General features: G+C 62.1%; 15 protein-coding genes and 1 tRNA gene. 8 read left to right on the top strand and 8 right to left on the bottom strand.

From position 1 onward, the window contains the following. Positions 1–60 precede the first annotated feature (60 nt). On the bottom strand, positions 61–1,563 hold the full coding sequence (gene guaB, locus BBD46_RS14835) for an IMP dehydrogenase (RefSeq protein WP_071402478.1): 1,503 nt from the start codon (positions 1,561–1,563) through the stop codon (positions 61–63). 520 nt (positions 1,564–2,083) lie between these two features. On the opposite strand from guaB, the gene BBD46_RS14830 reads away from it, so the two are divergent. From BBD46_RS14830 to BBD46_RS22265, 3 genes are all read left to right on the top strand, one after another. Further along, positions 2,084–3,247, top strand: coding sequence for a DUF5794 domain-containing protein (locus tag BBD46_RS14830; RefSeq protein ID WP_071402477.1), 1,164 nt, complete (start codon positions 2,084–2,086; stop codon positions 3,245–3,247). Between the two features lie 46 nt (positions 3,248–3,293). After that, positions 3,294–3,468: transfer RNA gene (locus BBD46_RS14825), tRNA-Trp, on the top strand. A 422-nt stretch (positions 3,469–3,890) separates the two neighbouring features. Then, the gene (locus tag BBD46_RS22265; protein WP_139173634.1) at positions 3,891–4,367 is read left to right on the top strand and encodes a hypothetical protein; all 477 of its coding nucleotides are present in this window, start codon (positions 3,891–3,893) and stop codon (positions 4,365–4,367) included. Positions 4,368–5,404: 1,037 nt separating this feature from the next. On the opposite strand, the gene BBD46_RS14820 is transcribed toward BBD46_RS22265, so the two are convergent. After that, positions 5,405–5,869 (bottom strand): hypothetical protein, encoded by a 465-nt coding sequence (locus BBD46_RS14820; protein ID WP_071402476.1) that lies wholly within the window; start codon positions 5,867–5,869, stop codon positions 5,405–5,407. Between the two features lie 194 nt (positions 5,870–6,063). Here BBD46_RS14820 and BBD46_RS14815 point away from each other — a divergent pair, with 194 nt between their 5' ends. Next, on the top strand, positions 6,064–6,795 hold the full coding sequence (locus BBD46_RS14815; RefSeq protein ID WP_071402475.1) for a bifunctional helix-turn-helix transcriptional regulator/GNAT family N-acetyltransferase: 732 nt from the start codon (positions 6,064–6,066) through the stop codon (positions 6,793–6,795). A 210-nt stretch (positions 6,796–7,005) separates the two neighbouring features. Here the strand turns inward: BBD46_RS14815 and BBD46_RS14810 are convergent, their stop codons facing one another. Further along, on the bottom strand, positions 7,006–7,416 hold the full coding sequence (locus tag BBD46_RS14810; RefSeq protein ID WP_071402474.1) for a DUF2267 domain-containing protein: 411 nt from the start codon (positions 7,414–7,416) through the stop codon (positions 7,006–7,008). A gap of 209 nt (positions 7,417–7,625) precedes the next feature. Between BBD46_RS14810 and BBD46_RS14805 the strand changes: the two genes are divergently transcribed. Beyond that, positions 7,626–8,804, top strand: a complete 1,179-nt coding sequence (locus BBD46_RS14805; protein WP_071402473.1) for a redox-regulated ATPase YchF — start codon at positions 7,626–7,628, stop codon at positions 8,802–8,804. A 307-nt stretch (positions 8,805–9,111) separates the two neighbouring features. Here the strand turns inward: BBD46_RS14805 and BBD46_RS22710 are convergent, their stop codons facing one another. The 3 genes from BBD46_RS22710 to BBD46_RS14795 are packed head-to-tail and all read right to left on the bottom strand — an operon-like array spanning position 9,112 to position 12,857. Further along, positions 9,112–9,252 (bottom strand): hypothetical protein, encoded by a 141-nt coding sequence (locus BBD46_RS22710; RefSeq protein WP_171908216.1) that lies wholly within the window; start codon positions 9,250–9,252, stop codon positions 9,112–9,114. A 40-nt stretch (positions 9,253–9,292) separates the two neighbouring features. Beyond that, on the bottom strand, positions 9,293–10,381 hold the full coding sequence (locus BBD46_RS14800; protein WP_071402472.1) for a DNA topoisomerase IV subunit A: 1,089 nt from the start codon (positions 10,379–10,381) through the stop codon (positions 9,293–9,295). Between the two features lies 1 nt (position 10,382). After that, a complete protein-coding gene (locus BBD46_RS14795; RefSeq protein ID WP_071402471.1) occupies positions 10,383–12,857 on the bottom strand; it encodes a DNA topoisomerase VI subunit B in 2,475 nt (824 codons plus the stop codon). 192 nt (positions 12,858–13,049) lie between these two features. On the opposite strand from BBD46_RS14795, the gene BBD46_RS14790 reads away from it, so the two are divergent. Continuing rightward, positions 13,050–13,952 (top strand): helix-turn-helix domain-containing protein, encoded by a 903-nt coding sequence (locus BBD46_RS14790; protein WP_071402470.1) that lies wholly within the window; start codon positions 13,050–13,052, stop codon positions 13,950–13,952. Between the two features lie 72 nt (positions 13,953–14,024). Here BBD46_RS14790 and BBD46_RS14785 read toward each other — a convergent pair whose 3' ends face one another. Next, positions 14,025–15,173, bottom strand: a complete 1,149-nt coding sequence (locus BBD46_RS14785; RefSeq protein WP_071402469.1) for a M24 family metallopeptidase — start codon at positions 15,171–15,173, stop codon at positions 14,025–14,027. A 150-nt stretch (positions 15,174–15,323) separates the two neighbouring features. Between BBD46_RS14785 and BBD46_RS14780 the strand changes: the two genes are divergently transcribed. Beyond that, complete coding sequence (locus tag BBD46_RS14780; RefSeq protein ID WP_071402468.1) at positions 15,324–16,175, top strand: COX15/CtaA family protein; 852 nt, start codon at positions 15,324–15,326, stop codon at positions 16,173–16,175. Positions 16,176–16,264: 89 nt separating this feature from the next. On the opposite strand, the gene BBD46_RS14775 is transcribed toward BBD46_RS14780, so the two are convergent. Then, on the bottom strand, positions 16,265–16,756 hold the full coding sequence (locus tag BBD46_RS14775) for a metal-dependent hydrolase (protein ID WP_071402467.1): 492 nt from the start codon (positions 16,754–16,756) through the stop codon (positions 16,265–16,267). 340 nt (positions 16,757–17,096) lie between these two features. Between BBD46_RS14775 and BBD46_RS14770 the strand changes: the two genes are divergently transcribed. Continuing rightward, the gene (locus BBD46_RS14770; RefSeq protein WP_253184578.1) at positions 17,097–17,933 is read left to right on the top strand and encodes a helix-turn-helix domain-containing protein; all 837 of its coding nucleotides are present in this window, start codon (positions 17,097–17,099) and stop codon (positions 17,931–17,933) included. Positions 17,934–18,087: the final 154 nt, after the last annotated feature.

Genomic DNA, 18,087 nt, shown 5'->3' with positions numbered 1-18,087 from the left:
GCCGGATGTGGTAGCAGGAAGACGAGACGGGGGAGAGGAGAGACCGGGGACGGGAACAGATTAGCTGTCGTTCGGCGAGTAGTTCGGCGCTTCGTCCGTGATAACCACGTCGTGCGCGTGGCTCTCGGCCTGGCCGGCCGAGGAAACGCGAACGAACTCGGAACGTTCCTTGAACGCCGGAATCGTTTCTGCACCGACGTAGCCCATACCGGACTGCATCCCGCCGGCGAGCTGGTGGAGTTCAGACTGGAGCGAACCCTTGTACGGCGTCGCTGCCTCGACGCCCTCCGGGACGTAGTCTTCCTCCTCGTCTGGCTCCTCCTTGAGGTACCGGTCGCTGTCGCCGGATTTCATCGCGCCGACGCTGCCCATGCCGCGGTACTGCTTGTACTTCTTGCCGTTCATCGTGACGACGCGGCCGGGGGCCTCGTCGGTGCCGGCGAAGTAGGAACCGAGCATGACGGCGTCTGCACCGGCGGCGATCGCCTTGATCGCGTCGCCGGAGTACCGAATGCCGCCGTCTGCGATGACGGGAACATCGTGCTCGCTCGCAACGTCTGCGACCTGTGCGACGGCCGTGATCTGTGGCATACCCGATCCCGAGACGACGCGGGTCGTACAGATCGAACCGGGTCCGATGCCGACCTTGAGCCCGTCTGCGAACTCGACGAGCTCTTCGGCCGCCTCACGGGTCCCGATGTTGCCCACCACGACATCGGCGTTGACGCTCTCTTTGATCTCGCGGGCGCCGTCGATGACGTTCAAATTGTGCGCGTGTGCGGTGTCGATAAAGAGGATGTCCGCGCCGGCTTCGTCTGCGGCTTCGGCGCGTTCCTGCTCGAACGGGCTGACTGCGACCCCACAGCGCAGACGACCGTCCTCGTCGCGAACGGCCTCCTTGTATTCGCGGCGCTGAAGAATGCCCTGCATCGTCACCAGTCCGACGAGGAGGTTCTCGTCGTCGACCACCGGAATGCGCTCGATTTTGTGCTCGTACATCAGATCGAACGCATCGCGGGCGTTGATATCTTCTGGTGCCGTGATGACCTCGTCGGTCATCGCTTCCGTCACCGGGTCGTCCTCGTTGACCTCGAGGTGTGGCCGGATGTCGGTACTCGAGATGATCCCGAGCACCTCGCCGTTGGTGTTGACGACAGGTGCGCCACCGACGCCCTGCCGGGCCATCAGGTCGTCGACTTCGCGGACGGACATCTCGGGATCTGCGGTGACGACAGAGTCGAAGGGAATGACGAGCTCGTCTGCGCTCTTGACGCGCTCGATTTCCTCGACCATCTCGTCAATGTTCATGTTGCGATGGAGGACACCGAGGCCGCCGTGGCGGGCCATCGCGATTGCCATGTCGCTCTCGGTAACGGTGTCCATCGCGGCGGAGAGAATCGGGACAGAGAGCTTGACAGAGGCCGATACGTTCGATGTGAGGTCTGCGTCATCTGGTTCGACGCGGCTCTCCTTGGGTCGAAGGAGGACGTCGTCGAACGTAAGCGCCTCTGGTACAGTGAGTTTCGACGAGTACGGCTCGTGCTCAGGAACGTCGTTCGCCATGTAAACTGTCCGAACGCCCGGGCAAAAAGCGTTGCGAGATACATACCGAATGCGAACTGCTGGCGGGTGTGTTGAGTTCAGACAACGAGAGAAACAACCGAGGAGTACAACACGCACATAGCGCGCTCGTATACGTCCCGAACTGGCTGGTCCGGCGTCCACTGTTTATGCGGTCCAGGTTGAGGGATACCACCTGTCGGGCAGATAAGTGCACCTTCGTCAGAATCTGCGCGTTGACGGCGGAAATATGCCGAGTTGTGTAACCGTATCTCACGCAACGTTTATTGATAGCCCGGTGTTCCACTCGTGTATGAACGCTGTGAGTTCCAGCGAGACCCGAACCGTTGGCCGGACGAACGCCGTCTCCGTCGCCAAAAATATGTTCGGGAAATTTACACTTCCTTTCAAACTCACAGCACGAGGCCGTATCCGGACGAACTGGCGGGTATCGAACCTGTCTGTGCGTGACCGGTTATCATATCACCCATCGGCCTCGGGTCATGGCCATCGTTCCTAAGCGATGAGCGCATCTCAGCACCCGGTCGCACTCCGTCTCGAGCGGTTAGTCGGTGGTGACGCCAAGCTGTTGGCGCTCGTGATGATGCTCCCGCTGATCGATGGCGTCTTCCCGGCGCTCATCCTGGCGGGTGCGATCGACGACCCGTGGAGCGCCATTCAGGTCGGTCTCCTCATCTTCGGCGGCAGTGCAACCGTCGCCGTTATGCTCGCCGAAATGAACGGGACGCCCCGTGAACAGGTCGCGATCGTCCTGCTCGTCGGCATCCCGCTCATACTGCTTGCCGCCGTGCAAGCCGCGCTCGCCCCGGCAATCGAGACGGTCCTGAACGAAGAGACCATCACGCGCTTCGCTGCGGTCGTCATCCTCGCAATCGCTGCGAAGACTGCGAGTGCGACTATCGGCGAGTATCTGCCCAGTCCGGGCGTCATCATCGGCCTCGGGTTAGTCGCGAGTATCGATCCGAACGGCGCTGCGTTCACGATGATGGACGACCCCGCACTCGTGATGAACGCGACGCTCGCCGCAGTGTCCGGCGTCGCGTTCGCACTCGCGATTGCAATCAGCGGTCCGTACCTGCGCGAGTACATGGACATTGATCGCTTCCGTTTCGGAAGCGCCGTCGCACTCGGACTGTTGCCACTGTCGCTGCTCGGCATGGCATTCGGACAGGCACCGCTGGCTGCGCTCGTCGTGGCCGCACTGTTCGCGATCGAGTTCCCGTTCGAACGCGACTCGGAGTCTGCCAGTTCGGACGGTCCATCTGACGGCCCAGCACCGGTTTCCACGACTGCGTCGGCACCCGCGAACACCAGTACGCCGTCACGGAGTCCGACGACGTCGTCGAACGCAACGCCGACGCCGTCGTCGTTCGTCCCGGCTGTCGGAACCGGGCCACTCGCAGATGGTGGAGAGGATACCTCGGAGACGCCATCGTCCAGCGGATCTGCTGCGGCTGCCGACTCGAGTTCGACAGCGGCTGCAGATGCGACGGCAGCCGAAAGCGAAAACGAACGTGAGCGGAAACACAAACACGAACACGAACAGGCATCCGTTCAGGCCCAACGTCACGGCCACGACCAGTCGACGAGCCAGGATGACGACGACAACGGAGCCTACCCCGGTGACGACACCACCGAAACCGAAGGACGCGCCCCCTGGCTGTAGTCCGAATCGAAACCACTTTAGGCACCATCCCCCAACGAGATATCGAGGGGTCGTGGCCAAGCCAGGGATGGCGACTGACTCCAGAGGCACCGCGCCCGGGACGACACTCCAGACTGATATACTGATCGGACACCTGATCAGTGTCCGTGTGATGACCCTCTGGAGTTCCGAGGCGCACCGGAGATATCAGTCGATCGGGGGTTCAAATCCCTCCGACCCCATTTCCTCACCGCAAACAACGACATGAGCGCGGGCTCTTTTTGCAGGGAACTCGAGTACGAGCGGTATCGCTAACTAGATCGTCCCACCCAACAACAGACGTGACACGGCAGGAGACCGACGGGTAGTGGGTGGGAACCGGTCGGTAGCGAGAGCGCAGTTTGAAGAGTGTCAGGGTAGTCATCCCTGACAGACGAAATACACGTGTTGCAGACGTGTTGGAATGCTAGCCTCGCAGTAGGGGGAGTACTCCGGCTACGAGACCACTCCGACGTTGAGAGTACACGGTAATAATCCATTATCTGCGGGCAAGCCTTGCCAACCCATACCATAATAGAGTGAAGCGTTCTTCTATCAGCCGAACGGACCGTCGCTGGCAGTGAGGGGCGCGACCGTTTTAGCAGGGCGGCACCTATGTGTAGCAATGACACCCCCAGTACCGGTGGACAACGAGCAGCGGCTGTATCGGTCGCAACCGCGTGACGGGCGACAGCGGCATGCCCGGAACGCTCGTTCCAGTATCGTCCGTTCGCAACGGCCCGCCCCAAGTGTCCCACTCGAGCGACGTGGCCGTGGTGGCCGGTCAGCAACCGGTCGGCGGACGAGTCGGGATGCTGGTGATGACCACAACGAGAGTAAGGATGAGGATGCCAAGAACGCCGAACGCGGTGGGTCTCGGTCCGAGGATAATTCGGACGCTACTCGGCGGGCGGACAACACGGATCGGATGGTTACCGTTCCAGAGCAACAGCTCGTTCAACTCCAGAATACGCTCGTCGCTGTCGCACATGCGGCGAACATCTCGATTGGTGCACCGTGTGCCCACTGCGAGCGCAGCTATCTGATGGCCGCAGACGGTCTGTTGTTCTGCCCGCACTGTAACTATCGGCGCTCGCTCTGAGCGCCGTTCGATGCAACACGGGTGGGCGAAAAAACGGCGGATGTGAGGGGGAGTGGTGAGGGGAAGTGGGGGAGGGAGGTGGATAGGCGCGTGCGGCACGCGATCGATTGGCCACTGTGACGGCACGCGGTCGTGTACATGCGGGGACGATGCCACGACCACACTGGCGAACGCAATCGACTGCAGCGGTACGAACCGGCACACGTAGACGGGGACGTCACACGCCGAGATCCCGTCGTCGGTGCACCACAGCGGCGACGATTACTGGTCGGTCCCGTATTTCGTCCCTGTATACCGGACTATGTCCGGCACCCATGACTATCACGATACCGTACGTATAATCACCTCTGCCTCGCGTGCTGTGAGAACCACTGGTTGGCAGCCGTGTATCGGCAGGAAACGCGACGAACGAGTAGTTATACGGCGGACGTCCACCAAGAATCAAACATTCGAACTCCAAAACGAAACTGGGGACGAAATTGTTCAATATCGCAGGCCATAGTGGTATATTGGCCACAACAATTAGATTGATTAGTGGACGGATAGTTACTTCTCATGTCGGCTACCCGCCGACCCCGAGACGCATTGGCTACCGACTGACAACTGCGAGTGCCGGTGGAACACTCTGCTCAATCCCGGCGGCAGGCATTCGTGGCTGTGTGCCTGTCGTCATCTTCCAGACACACCTTTTGTAGGTAATTGATCACTCGAGATGGTGACCTGTGTTCTGCGTTCGGTCGAGGTGCTATAGTAGCCGCTGCAAGTCACTGCGCACCTGCTCGCACGACGAGCGCGCGGTTCGGAGTGAGCTCGGTTCGGAGCGAGCGCGGTTCGGAGCGAACGAAGTGAGTGAGAACCGCGGAATAACGAACGGGGAACGACGTGACCCGTGAGTGGGCTGTGCGATACCTGTGCAAGACTACGAGTACGAACACAACCACGAATACGAACAGACTCCTCACTACAATCGAGAAGACGAAAGCGGAAACGCGAATACGGACACAACAGCCATCCCGGCGGTGGGTTCCCGGCGACCGTCAATCAGCGCGGGAACGAGTGCCCACCGATGGGGAGTCGGCTACCGGCTCGAGTGCACGGTGTGCGTAGAACGCGACCGAGAAATCCTGCGGACTCGGAATCGCACACGCGAGCCAGCCGATTACAAACGCCGTCACAATCGTCGTGTCGATGTCAACGGGAACCGCAACGGGCGAGACGAATCCAGCACCAGCGGCGAAGACGGGAACTGCAAGTGAAAGCGGTGCGAGCGCCGCGGCCCGAAGTATCCACGCGGGTTCGTGTCCGCGCGGTCGTGGATGTACGACCGCCCACGGACGCCCAGCGAGTATGCCTGCGAATCCCGCAGCGCTCCCTGGGAAGTACGCAATCGTGTAGTCAATTCGCCCAATGCGAAGGACGACCGCGTGCATCCACTCGTGTGCCAGCAGGCCGACGACGACCGCAACCGCCAGCGCCCCACCACTCAGAGCCACCGTTGCCATACTTGCACTCATCGTTCAGACGGGGACCACCCGGTAGAGACATCCCATCGCCGTGATATCGTTCGTCCAGCCATCCCACCACCAAAGTGGTTAGCGTCGACCGGCAAAGCCCCCCGCCTGTATCGATGAGTGCTTTAAGTCCGGCCGACCACAGCGCGCCAACGGTTAAGTGGTATCGAGTGGTGTGGTATACCATGGCACTACGAGATACACTCGAGTTCGGCCACGCCGATCGGAAGGCCATCTACGAGTACGTCGAACGCCACGGCACCGTCTCACCCGAGGAGGTCCAGGAGCGACTCGGGATCGATCCCGGCGGCTTTCGCCACCACGTCGCGATCCTCAAACGCGACGGGCAACTCGAGGAGACCGATAGCGAGCTGCACGTCACGATCGACGCCGGAGCCGAAGAGGAGTACGCCGCCGGCGAGGTCTCGTTCCACATCCGGCCGGCCAGACAGGAAGACCTCGCGGGCATCGTCGGCGCGATTCGACAGGTCGCAGAGGAGAAAACGTACATCGAGGGCGAGAGCGTCGCCGACGAAATCGACCACGAACAGGCCCTGCTCAGACACAACGAACTCGAGTCCCGGATGTTCTTCGTCGCGACCGTCGAAGACGAGGTCGTCGGCTGGGTCCACCTCTACGCGCCGGAACTCGAGAAGCTGAGTCACACGGCCGAACTCACCGTCGGCGTCGTCGAGGGATACCGCGGTCACGGCATCGGTTCGCACCTGCTCGCGCGTGGACTCGAGTGGGCTGGCTCGAACGAGTACGAAAAGGTCTACCAGAGCGTCCCCTCCAGCAACGAGGAGGCGATCGCGTTCCTCGAGGAACACGACTGGGAGACGGAAGCGGTGCGCGAGGACCACTACAAGCTCAACGGCCACTACGTGGACGAGGTGATGATGGCGATCGAGCTGTAGTGTCGCCACTGTCGGTACGACAGTCGGAAACCAGTCGCAGTTCAGCCCGATCTCGGTCTCAGCTGTACCCTCGGCTGCGATCTCGATTTCGGATGTCGGCTACGCTTCTCGAGTAGCGGCCGAAAAACCGAGACTGAGCGAGTAGTGCCAGCGGCTACCGGGTAGCAGTTCGCGGATCGCGGCTCGCGGATCGCGGCTCGTGGTCAACAGTCAGCGCGGACTCTCCTCCTGTTCGGCCAAATCGAACAGATCGTCGTACCCCTCGTCCGTCGGCAACTGGTCACGGACGTCGTCGATCGCGCCCGGTTCGACGGCCTCTGTCACGACTTCCATGACGATCTGGGTGTGGAACGCAGCGTCAGCCCGGTCGTCCTCGCCAACTTCCGAGCGCTCGCTGACCCGGTCGATGAACTCCTCGAACTCGAAGCGTTCGACGTCGTCGACGTCCTCGAGGAACCGGCTGAGTTCTTCGGGCAGCTGTGCGCCCAGGTTCTGGGCCTCGCCCGGCTGGATGCGCTCTGAGAGCGTCGTCAGCGTCGCCCGTGAGATGCTCAGTGCGGCCTCTCGTGAGTCGAGCTGTGCGCCGTGTTGAACCTCCCCGATGAAGTCGTCGTACTGCATAGTCGGCCCTTCCGGTCCACTGCAGTTGAGACTGAGCCCTTCAGCTGAAAGGTGGGTGGGACGAATTACAAATCGGCGGCATGGCGCGCTATACGCCCCGTTTGCGTCGTATAGTGTCTCCAGCCGGTAGCTCGTTTCATCGAGCCGTCCCTGCAGAACCATGTCCCAGAACCGAAAGACAATTTGAGCGGACGGAGCTACTGGTTCCCATGCTTTCGATCGCACTTGCCGGAAAGCCAAACGCCGGCAAGTCCACGTTCTACACCGCGGCGACGATGGCCGAAGTCGACGTCGCCAACTATCCGTTCACCACCATCGACGCCAACCGTGGTGTGAGTTACGTCCGCACCGACTGCCCCTGCCTCGAGCGCGACGAGCGCTGCAACGCTGACGACTGTGAGGACGGCAAACGCTACGTCCCGATCGAACTCATCGATGTCGCCGGTCTCGTTCCCGGCGCACACGAGGGCAAGGGACTCGGGAACCAGTTCCTCGACGAACTCACGAACGCCGACGTGATCATCAACGTGATCGACGCCTCCGGCGGCACCAACGCAAAGGGCGAACCCGTCGACATCGGCGAGCACGACCCACTCGAGGACATCGACTTCGTCGAGGAGGAGATGGACCTCTGGCTCGCGGATATCGTCGCCCGAAACTGGGAGTCCGTCGAGCGAAAATCTCGCTCGCCCGACTTCGACATCGACGACGTGCTGGCGGACATGCTCTCGGGCTTCGGTGCCTCGCCCACACAGATCGCGACCGTCCTCCGGGATCTGGACTACCCCGAAGACCCAATTCAGTGGGAGGACGAGCACCGCGAGGCGCTCGCCCGCGATGTCCGCCAGCGAACCAAGCCGATCGTCGTCGCGGCGAACAAGATCGACGTGGCTCCCCAGGAAAACGTCGAGCGACTGCTCGAACTCGACAAGCCCGTCATCCCGACCACGGCCGAAGGTGAACTCGCACTCCGCCGCGCCGCCGACAACGACCTCGTCGACTACGACCCCGGCGACGAGACACTCGAGATCGGCGACGGAGTGAGCGATGCACAGCGAGGTGCACTCGAGGACCTCGCCGATACGATGGGTGAGTGGGATGGGACGGGTGTCCAGTCGGCACTGGATTACGCGGTGTACGATCTGCTCGAACATCTCACCGCCTATCCGGTCGAGGATGCGTCGAAGTGGTCTGACGGGAGCGGGAACGTGCTTCCGGATGCCTTCTTGCTCCCAGACGGGGCGACGCCGGTCGATCTCGCGTACGCCGTTCACTCCGATATTGGCGACGGCTATCTCCACGCGGTCGACGCGAAGTCGGGCCGAGACGTTGGTGAAGACTACGAGCTTACAGAAGGGGACGTTATCAAAATCGTGTCTACTAACTGATCATATTGTAACAAATAAGACTCTGCGTTTTAGGCGGGCGCGGTGATCAGTACAGGGCAAGCAGTGTGCACTCACCGCGAGCGAACGGAGTGAGCGAGCGGGCCGACGACCGACCCGTAGGGGAGGGAGGAGTGCTTTTCATCGAAGTTTTGCCGAGGGCGCGACGGAGTCGCGCCCGCAGCGCAAAAGTTCGGTATGCATCTGTAGTGATCATGAAGTCGAGAACGGGGTTTGTATGTCGAGTGCACTGGCGGCACTCATAGGCCTAGCTCAGGTGATGAGTGCGAACTACTAATACCGTAGTTCGTTACTCGTCTGCAAGCGCGTCGTAGATATCTCGGTTCGCGTCACGGTCAGCCGCTGCCACCTGCTGGATGAGTTCTCGTCGGATGTCGTCCATCATTTCATTGGGCAGGGTACTGGACTCTGAATCTTCCCCGGTTGTCATGGTTTGCCTCTGATTCCGGTAGCAGTTACTCGTTTAGTGGTTAGATGATGCCCATCGCGTCGAGACGCTCCGGCAGATACGTATCCGTCACGAAGTCCAGACCGTGGGACGCGAGCGACTGCTGTTCGGACTTCTTCTCGATCTCTAACTGCAACTCGATCTGTTCCTCCCAGTACTCCGTCTGGAAGCGCGGGTCCTCGAGTTCACTCTCCAGCGCGTTGATGTCCGAATCCGACAGCGGGTCGGTCGGCAGGTCGTACTCGACGATGTCGGCGGGCTGGATGCCAATGTACTCGGCCTCGGGCGTCGCGAGGTACTCCGAGAGGTGTGCCGACTTGATCGAACCGTAGGCGACCGAGCCGTAGATGCGGTACGACCACGGGTCACCGTCGGCGAAGACCGTGACCGGCAGGTCGAGTTCGTCGTGCAGGCGCTTCGTGATTCGCCGGGTCGCACGGGCGGGTTGGCCCTTCAGGTGGACGATCAGCGCGTTGTACTCCTCGTCGAAGCCGTTCTCGACGAGACGGTCGCGCATACCACCGGTCTCCACCGCGAGGATGAAGTCCGCGTCGGTATCCAGGAACTCGATCGTGTCCGGGTTGTTCGGAATCTGGTAGCCACCCTCGCCGACGTCTTCCTGGCAGTGGATCTCGCGTTCGCCGCGCCGGGTCTGCTCGCGCAGGTGTAGCGGCCCCATGAGTGTCGCACCGGATTCCTCCGGACGCATGTGGAAATCCTCACGGGTGACGCCGGAGACGATCTCCAGATCCTCGATCAGACCGTTGGACTCGTCCTGGTCGTTGAACTGGGCTTCCTTGTTGTCCCAGCTTTCGGAGAGGTAGTAGAGTTCACGCAGGGTCGAGGAGCGATCCTCCTCTAACTGGTCTGCGAGGAACTCGATGGTGTAGACGGCCTTCAACAGTTTGCGTGCGCCGCGGACGGAGTTGGCCGAGCGGGTCGACTCGCGGTCGCCGTACACCCAGACGTCCATCTCCTCGTCGTACTCGATGTTGTTCTTCGTCCGCGTCGGCACGGACATGTGCGGGATCTCGCCCAGTTCGAACTGATCGTAGAACTGTGCCGCTAGATCGATCAACTGCGCTCTGGCTTGCTCGTTGTCTGCGCTCATATTACTGTTTCACCGTCAGTTTCTCGGTTTCGACACCCTTCACGTCCAGATCGAAGCTCGCGTCGTCTGCGACCTCGTACTCGAGTACCGCGTCGTCGCCGCTCGACACGTCGGCCTCCCACTTGATGAACCACTCGCCGTCCATCTCGACGACGGTCGCGCCGTCGGAGAGGCCGGCCGGTTCGGCCGAGACGATGTCGGTAATCTCGAGCGTCTCGTTCGTACTCGAGTTGTTCTCGACGACGACGGAGACGGCCTGGCCGTCGCCGTTCTGTTCGAGTTCGCGCTCGACGAGCACGTTGTTCATGATACGGGCGATGGCGTCGTCGATGTCGGGTTCGTCGCGGCCGGTGACTTCGGCGACCTTCGTTGCCATTTCGGGCAGGATGGTGCCGAGAACGTTCTGTTTCTTCCGGCGCTTTTGCATCGAGCGACGCTTGTTGAGGAAGCTTTTGAGGTCGCGGGCGGCTTCCCGGATGGCGAGTTCGATCTCGTCTTCGATTTCGGGGACGTTCGCGACGGCGTCTTTCGACTCGCTGGTGAACGGCACGTTCGTCGAGGCGACGTGGACCATGATGACGACAGGGCCGTTCGGCAGGCCGGAGCCGCCGGGCTGGTCGAGTCCATAGTTGCGCCAGCCGATGGATTTGACTACGTCGGTCGTCGCACATGCGCCGCGCTGGTAGACCAGCGGGACGCGGTTGGCGAATCGCATCACGTTCGCGCTGCCCTCGGCCGGCAGTTCGCCGCCGTAGGCGATACCGGCTTCGACGACGAACGGATCGCCGCCGTGGACCTCGGCGTCTCGCGTGGCCGAGGAGTAGAACTCCGCGTCGAACTCCTTCTCCAGACCGGCCTGGATGAGGTCGTCGGAAATGGGTGAGAGACACCGCGTCGGCGGAGCCATGATGTCGGTCGCGCGCATTCCGTCGACCAGATCGCTCGTCGCGTCGCGGTCGCCCTCGAGTTCGCGCACGAGCGGCGGGTCGTCTGGGACGGTGGCCATCACGCCCCAGATCGCCTCGACGACGTTCTCACGGGCGGTGTCGCCGAATGCGACATCGTCGTACTCCTCGGTGAGTTCGGCCGCGCGGTCGACGTACTCTCGCAGCGTCGTGTGGGTGAGCCGGTGGCGCGGGTCGTCGTCGGTCTCGTCTTCGAAGGTGCCGCCGAGCCGGACGGCGAAGGCCTGGATGACCTCGTCGTCCTTGCGGGTGCTCGTGGCGTCGTCGGCGAGGTTGTAGAGGTCGGTAACGAGGCGGGATTCGCTCTCGATAGCGTCGTCGGCCGCTGGGTCGGCCGCGTCGTCATCGTCCGCCGGTGCGGCGTCGATGAGTTCGAGCCAGACCGCGTTGACGGCGTTCTCGCGGACGGTGTCGCCAAACGTCGTCCCGTGTTCGTCTTCGACATCGTCAGCCGCGGAATCGACGACCTCGCGCAGTTCGTAGTGAGCGATTCGGTCGAAGTCGGCGACCTCGTCTTCGATCGCTCCGGCGAACGCAGCCGTCGCGTCGGCTCCCTTGTTCGCGGTGGCGTCGGTGACCGCTGCGTCGAGGTCGACCGACTCGTGGCTCGCAGGCGGCTGCCAGCGCATCTCACGGCCGTAGTGACGGTCACGGAACGCGTTGATGACCGACTCGGCGGTCTTCTTGCCGACGCGGGTGAACTCCTCTTGTAAGAAGCCGGAGACGGTCTGGGAGTCGGTCGCCGCGAGCATCTTGATCACGGTCCCGAGTTCGACGCCGTGTGGGTGCGGGCGGATCTCCTCGGTCTCCTTCGGTAGCTGATCCGTCGCCCGCTCGAACTTGAAGTGTGCCTTGGGTTCGCGAAGCTCGAGTCGGGCGTGTGGGTTGACGACCGCCGTGTGCTTGATGTAGTTGTGAAGCTGCTGGCGGGCGCGCATGTTCGCCTCCATCTCGAGTTCGATGCGCGTCCCGTGTGGGCGATCCCAGGTCGTCGTCTCCTCGACGCTGATCTCGGGTTCGTTGTCGTCCGTGTCGACGATGAGTTCGAAGTACTGTGCCTCGTCTGTGCCTTCGGTCCGGCTGGTGATCTTCGCGGGTTTGCCGCTCGTGAGCTGCGAGTAGAGCACGGCGGCGGAGATACCGATCCCCTGCTGTCCGCGGGACTGTTCGCGGGCGTGGAAGCGAGAGCCGTAGAGGAGCTTCCCAAAGACCTTCGGCAGCGATTCCTTGGTGAGTCCCGGTCCGTTGTCCTCGACGATCAGGCGGTAGTAGTCGCCTTCCTCCTGTATTTCGACGTAGATATCCGGGAGAATACCGGCTTCCTCGGCGGCGTCAAGCGCGTTGTCGACGGCCTCTTTGACGGCCGTGACGAGGCCTCGAGCACCGCTGTCGAAGCCGAGCATATGCTTGTTCTTCTCGAAGAACTCGGCGATGGAGATCGCTTGCTGGCTCTCTGCCAGCTCCTCGGCGATCCCCGATTCCTCACCGAGTGTCGACTGGAACGACGTCATCATCCCCTTGTACTAACGGGGAGGCTAAAAGGTGTGTGCTACCGGAGTGAAAGTGATACTGGTATGGGTAATTCTGATCGGGGAGTTGGTATCCCGAGTGGTTTCGACCCGCAGATCTGTCGTGATTCTCCGGCTACAGGCGCTCACAAAGGTTTAACCAGCAGCGAGACTTTGTCCCGGGCAAGAGGACACATGGATCCAGACGATACAACCGAGCGACAGGTGGACGACACCACGGGTGACAGCCGACCGTCTGCCCAGTCTACCGACGAGACGGGAGCCGACGGTCGGAGCATCCCCGATTCGACAGCGGCCGACGCCACTGGTGACACCGACGGTGACGTCGACGCTGATGCTACTGCTGACGCTCGGGATGAAGCCGACCGTGGGGCTGACGGTACCAGCAAGTCCAGCGAGACGATCGAACCCAGCGAGGCCACCAATAACGACGAGACCAGCGACGGCATGCGAACAGCCGCCGTCGAAGAAGTCGACCAGCGTATCGTCGACCTGCTCTCGTGGATCCTCGACACCGAAACCCGCGCGAAAATCTACGTCCACCTGCTCGCACACCCCGCGAGTACCTCGGAAGAGGTCGCGAAGGGGACCGGCCTCTATCCGAGCACCGTCCGGGAAGCCCTCGCCGAACTCCACGACGAAGAGCGCGTCACGCGTCAAAAACGCGCCAGCGAGGGCGCGGGGAACAACCCCTACGAGTACACCGCGATCCAGCCGAGCGACCTCGTCGGCGGCGTCGTCGATCAGGTCCAGCAGGAACTGAACACCATCTTTACCCTCGACCGCGTCCTCGATCGCTCCGCAGACGCCACCGGTGAGTCCCAGACCGACGGCTCCGACCCAGTGACGATTACGGTCGACAGTGACGACACCTGCATCGGTATTGACACCGACGCAGATGCAGATGCAGACACAGACACAGACACAAACACAGATGCGAACTCGAACGCGAACGAAGCCGTGGACAGCAACACGAGTACAGGAACGGACACAAACACTGACCCCACCCCCGCCGCTGACGCAGACAGTACTCCCAACACCGATTCACCCAACGGGTCCGACACCCACGATCAGTAAGACATCCAGAGCCCGCTATCTGCCGACAGTCGGCTCCGTCTCGTGACTCCGATTTGAGGAGTGGGTGTTCAGTCAGTCTAACTCGAGTACGGCTGGGCGCTCGAGTTCAAGTTCGAGAGTGTATTCCTCATCGGCTTCATTCTTGAGCGACGCTTCACCAGCGGATCCGATAGCTGCGGCCGTCGTCGTCGGCCAGCGATCGGTCGTGGTCAGTACCTCGAACTCGCCGTCGGCGAGCAACACGGTATCCTCGCTTTTCGCGCCCTCAATCGTCGGATTCCAGGCGTAGGCCATCGGTGCGACGACGCTCGCCTCGTGGTCGGGTGTCGCGATCCACTCGCGGCCGGAGAAGCCGGCAGCACCGCCCTGGTGATGGTCCATCCATTCATCGGAATAGCCGACCGCATCGTAAGCGTCCTGAATCGCGGTGAACACGTCGCCAGCCGTGCCGTCGGTTTCGGCGGCTTGTCGCGTCGCGGCGAGCGCGGTTGTCTCGACACGTGCAGCAGCCTCGTGGCGCTCGGTCAGCCACTCGGGTGCGTCGAACGCGACGGTCCGGGTACAACTCGCGTGGAGACCGGCCCGTTCGGTCGTCACAGAGACAAGCGCGTAGTCGCCGAGTTCGGCGTCGGTCGGCGTGTAGTGGCGATAGCGCTGTGCGCGCTCGGAGCCGCCGACGAGGATGACCGGGGCTTCGATATTCCGTGCTGAGAGCGCAACCCGCAGTGCAGAGGCGACCTCGTGTTCGCTGTCCCCCGACCGCAGCTCTCGGCAGACGGATTCGACGGCAGCGGCGGTCTCCTGACCGAGTCGCCGGTATCGCTCTCGGTCCTGTTCGGTTAGCGGTTGCCGGAGCGGCGTCGGATCGACTCGCTCGAGACCGGGGATATCGACGTCGGCAGCGGCGCGCTCGTCCTCGCCGACGCGGGCAGCGATCACCTCGGCGAGTGAGTCGGTGTGCCAGCCGAATTGCTCGACGGAGACGGCGTCTGCGTCGAGGTCCGGGAGCTCCTCGTCCTCGATTCGCTTCGCTTCGTTGTTCGTCGTCACGATCCGCACGTCGTCACCGTCGTAGCCGGCAACGGCCACGCCGGTCGGCGTTTCCCGGTCGACGACGCTGTTCCCGCCGGTCAGCCAGGCGAAGGCGTTCGGCCGGGCGAACCAGACCGACTCGAGTTCGTTGCGCTCGAGGTAGTCGTCCAGTCGCGCGCGTTTGTCCATGCCGGGTGCTGGCGTGGCGGCGTCTTGAATCCGACGGACCGCTGACTCGGTGGCACCGTCCTGAGAGCGAGTCGTGTACGTGTTCGGTGACCTTTGACTGGCCACGACTCGGGCAATGTAAGTACGGCTGGTCCTAACCCCCGCGTATTCGTGTCGTCCGATAGCCAGACCACCGATAGGGGACTTCGCTCGCTGATCGCCAGGTTCGGTGTGCCGCACCTGCTCGCGACGACGCTCGTGCTCGTCGCCGGGACAATTTTGCTCGGTGTCGCCGCGAAGGCGACCGGGTCGGGACTTGCCTGTGAAGCGAACTGGCCCCAGTGTGACGCCGGGCCGTTCAACCTGCTCCCGGCCAATCTGCCGAGTTTCTACGAGTGGTTCCACCGCTTCGTCGCCATGTTCGCCGGCTTTGCCATCGTCGGCTCCGCCGTCTCGGCGTGGCGCAGCCCCGACATCGACCGCCGCGTCGCAACGCTCGTCGTCCTCGGAATGGTACTGACGCCGATTCAGGTCTACCTCGGCCGAGAGACGGTTCTGAGCTACGAGATGGAGATCCTCTCGCTGCATTTCTGGACCGCAATCCTCATCTTCGCGATGTTCGTCGTCGCGACGGCACTCGTCTGGAAACCGCGTCTTCGGTCCGCTCACATCCCTGCAGTGCTCGCGCTTGGATTGGTCTCACTGCCGCTCCACGTCGCGCTCAGTCCGACTGATCTGGGGCTCGTCTCGGACTACTCCCCGACGGTACAGTTGCTCCAGTACGGCGTCACCCTCTCGCTGCTCGCGTCCGTCATCGTTGCCACCATGGTGACCAGCTGGCGAAAACAGGATCGGCCACTCCTCGGTTTGCTCGCCGGGACGACCGCCCTCACGCTCGCTGTGACCTACCTTGGCCGTCGTGCAGTAATGACGCTCAATCCGGCACTCGATCAGCTCTATCTCATCCTTGCCGGCGTGCTCTTACTCGCGTTCGGTGTCGTGATCTATCGAAGTCGACAGTAAGCGGAGACTTTGGTTGTCGGCTCACCGATTCCAGAGGCCCAGTCACTACTCTCGGCCCAACTCGTTGCTGTTCTCGAAATCCAACTCCATCACCCAATCGTCGTCACGACACCGACCGCACAGACGATGGCACCGACGCCGAGCCCGAACAACACGTAGTTCGCGACCGGATTCGCTGCCCGTGTCAGGTCAAGCGTGTAGTGTCGGTCCGAAAGCGGCCAGAACGGGCGGATCCCCATCGGGGTGAGTGCGTCTGCAAGAAGGTGTGAGACGATTGCGAGCGTCCCAACAGTGAACGCAAACACAATCAGCCCGAGTCCCACGAACGGTGACGACTGGCCGACCAGAAGGGCAGCGGCCGTCGCAACGAGGATCCCAACGAGCAGCGCAAACCCGACCGTGTGCGTGGGTCCACGATGGTCGATTATCGGCACTTGCTGGTCGAAATCCGGCAGTGTCGAAAGTGCAACAGTGACGACTCCACCGATGAGCGCGAGCCCTTCGTACCCCCCAACTGCGACCGCAGTCCCAAGCGGTGCATACACCAGCAGGGCAGCCCCGTAATGGCCGACCTGATACATTTGTAACCGGAGAGACAGCGACCAAATATAAATCCTCCGCGAAACGAGTGCGGGTCGCCGCTACTGGATACGAACCGCCGGCAGGAACGCGCTGGTGTCGGGATACAGCGGACGGATAGAACAGCACGGCGAACGGAATCTCTACTCGAGGTGACTGCCACGGCTGTCATAAACGACTTCGATATCTAACGAGGACTTACTTGTAAGTCCGTGGGAATATATCAGCGAAGATAGTCAGTATGCATAGCCGAGGGAGAGTCGACCAACCCCAGCCGAGAGATCCCCCCGTGACCGCCAGACCACACCTCCAGCCGACCGCTATCGGCACCACCGCCGACAGATGAGTGTTATCGCCACCGTCGCCGTTCCGGCAACGGCATTTCCGCTTGGCTCTGTACTGGATACCGCCGGCACAGGCGATGCCACAGTCTCTATCGAAACGACAATTCCAACGAACGAAGGGGTGATTCCCTACCTCTGGGTCCCCGGTGACATCGCCGACGCCGTCGTCACGACGCTCGAGTCCCGGTCGACGGTTGCCGGCGTCTCGATCATCGACGAGTTCGACGGCACCGCCCTCGTCGAAATCGAGTGGGCGACGAGCGTCAACGGAATTCTCGCATCGATCCAGGAGAGTGACGCACTCGTAACGAACGCCATGGGAACCGCCGACCAGTGGACGTTTCGGCTTCGATTCCCCTCTTATGACTCCCTGTCTGCGTTCTACACTGCCTGTGTCGACCGCGAGATTCCGATCGAACTCCTCCAGCTTCACGAGGCCGTCGGTGCGAGCGACGACCAGCGCTTCGGTCTTACGGCCGCCCAACGCGAGTTGATCATCGCCGCCTACGAATCGGGGTACTTCGACGTCCCCCGCGAGACCACACTCGTCGAACTCGGCCACGAACTCGGAATCTCCGACTCCGCAGTCTCCCAACGGCTCCGGCGCGGCCTGTCGACACTCATCGGCTCGACGCTTGCCATCGACCCCCACTACACCGAGAGCGACGACTCGGGGTACTCGAGTCCCACCGCCGTGAGTCCGGACACTGCTGTCAGTGATGACACCGAGCCCGGAGTATCGTCGGACGAGGGGGACACAGAGCAGTACGAATACGAGTATAGCGACGAATCGACACCGACAGCTGAGGGGGAAGACAGTGTCGATGAATTATAGTAGCCACTGCAGGTCAGTGCACACCTGCTCGCACGACGAACGCGCGGTTTGGAGCGAGCGCGGTTCGGAGCGAGCGCGGTTCGGAGCGAGCGCGGTTCGGAGCGAACGAAGTGAGTGAGAACCGCGGATAACGAGCGGGGAACAGCGTGACCCG

Source organism: Natrialba sp. SSL1 (assembly GCF_001861355.1).
Lineage (GTDB): Archaea > Halobacteriota > Halobacteria > Halobacteriales > Natrialbaceae > Natrialba.
The sequence above is the reverse complement of the archived record's forward strand: the minus strand, read 5'-3'. Positions and strand labels throughout refer to the sequence as shown.

What these genes read in the sequence shown, in the direction of transcription:
- guaB (WP_071402478.1), bottom strand. Translation starts at nt 1,563, where the DNA reads ATGGCGAACGACGTTCCTGAGCACGAGCCGTACTCGTCGAAACTCACT.
- BBD46_RS14830 (WP_071402477.1), top strand. Translation starts at nt 2,084, where the DNA reads ATGAGCGCATCTCAGCACCCGGTCGCACTCCGTCTCGAGCGGTTAGTC.
- BBD46_RS22265 (WP_139173634.1), top strand. Translation starts at nt 3,891, where the DNA reads ATGACACCCCCAGTACCGGTGGACAACGAGCAGCGGCTGTATCGGTCG.
- BBD46_RS14820 (WP_071402476.1), bottom strand. Translation starts at nt 5,869, where the DNA reads ATGGCAACGGTGGCTCTGAGTGGTGGGGCGCTGGCGGTTGCGGTCGTC.
- BBD46_RS14815 (WP_071402475.1), top strand. Translation starts at nt 6,064, where the DNA reads ATGGCACTACGAGATACACTCGAGTTCGGCCACGCCGATCGGAAGGCC.
- BBD46_RS14810 (WP_071402474.1), bottom strand. Translation starts at nt 7,416, where the DNA reads ATGCAGTACGACGACTTCATCGGGGAGGTTCAACACGGCGCACAGCTC.
- BBD46_RS14805 (WP_071402473.1), top strand. Translation starts at nt 7,626, where the DNA reads ATGCTTTCGATCGCACTTGCCGGAAAGCCAAACGCCGGCAAGTCCACG.
- BBD46_RS22710 (WP_171908216.1), bottom strand. Translation starts at nt 9,252, where the DNA reads ATGACAACCGGGGAAGATTCAGAGTCCAGTACCCTGCCCAATGAAATG.
- BBD46_RS14800 (WP_071402472.1), bottom strand. Translation starts at nt 10,381, where the DNA reads ATGAGCGCAGACAACGAGCAAGCCAGAGCGCAGTTGATCGATCTAGCG.
- BBD46_RS14795 (WP_071402471.1), bottom strand. Translation starts at nt 12,857, where the DNA reads ATGACGTCGTTCCAGTCGACACTCGGTGAGGAATCGGGGATCGCCGAG.
- BBD46_RS14790 (WP_071402470.1), top strand. Translation starts at nt 13,050, where the DNA reads ATGGATCCAGACGATACAACCGAGCGACAGGTGGACGACACCACGGGT.
- BBD46_RS14785 (WP_071402469.1), bottom strand. Translation starts at nt 15,173, where the DNA reads ATGGACAAACGCGCGCGACTGGACGACTACCTCGAGCGCAACGAACTC.
- BBD46_RS14775 (WP_071402467.1), bottom strand. Translation starts at nt 16,756, where the DNA reads ATGTATCAGGTCGGCCATTACGGGGCTGCCCTGCTGGTGTATGCACCG.
- BBD46_RS14770 (WP_253184578.1), top strand. Translation starts at nt 17,097, where the DNA reads ATGAGTGTTATCGCCACCGTCGCCGTTCCGGCAACGGCATTTCCGCTT.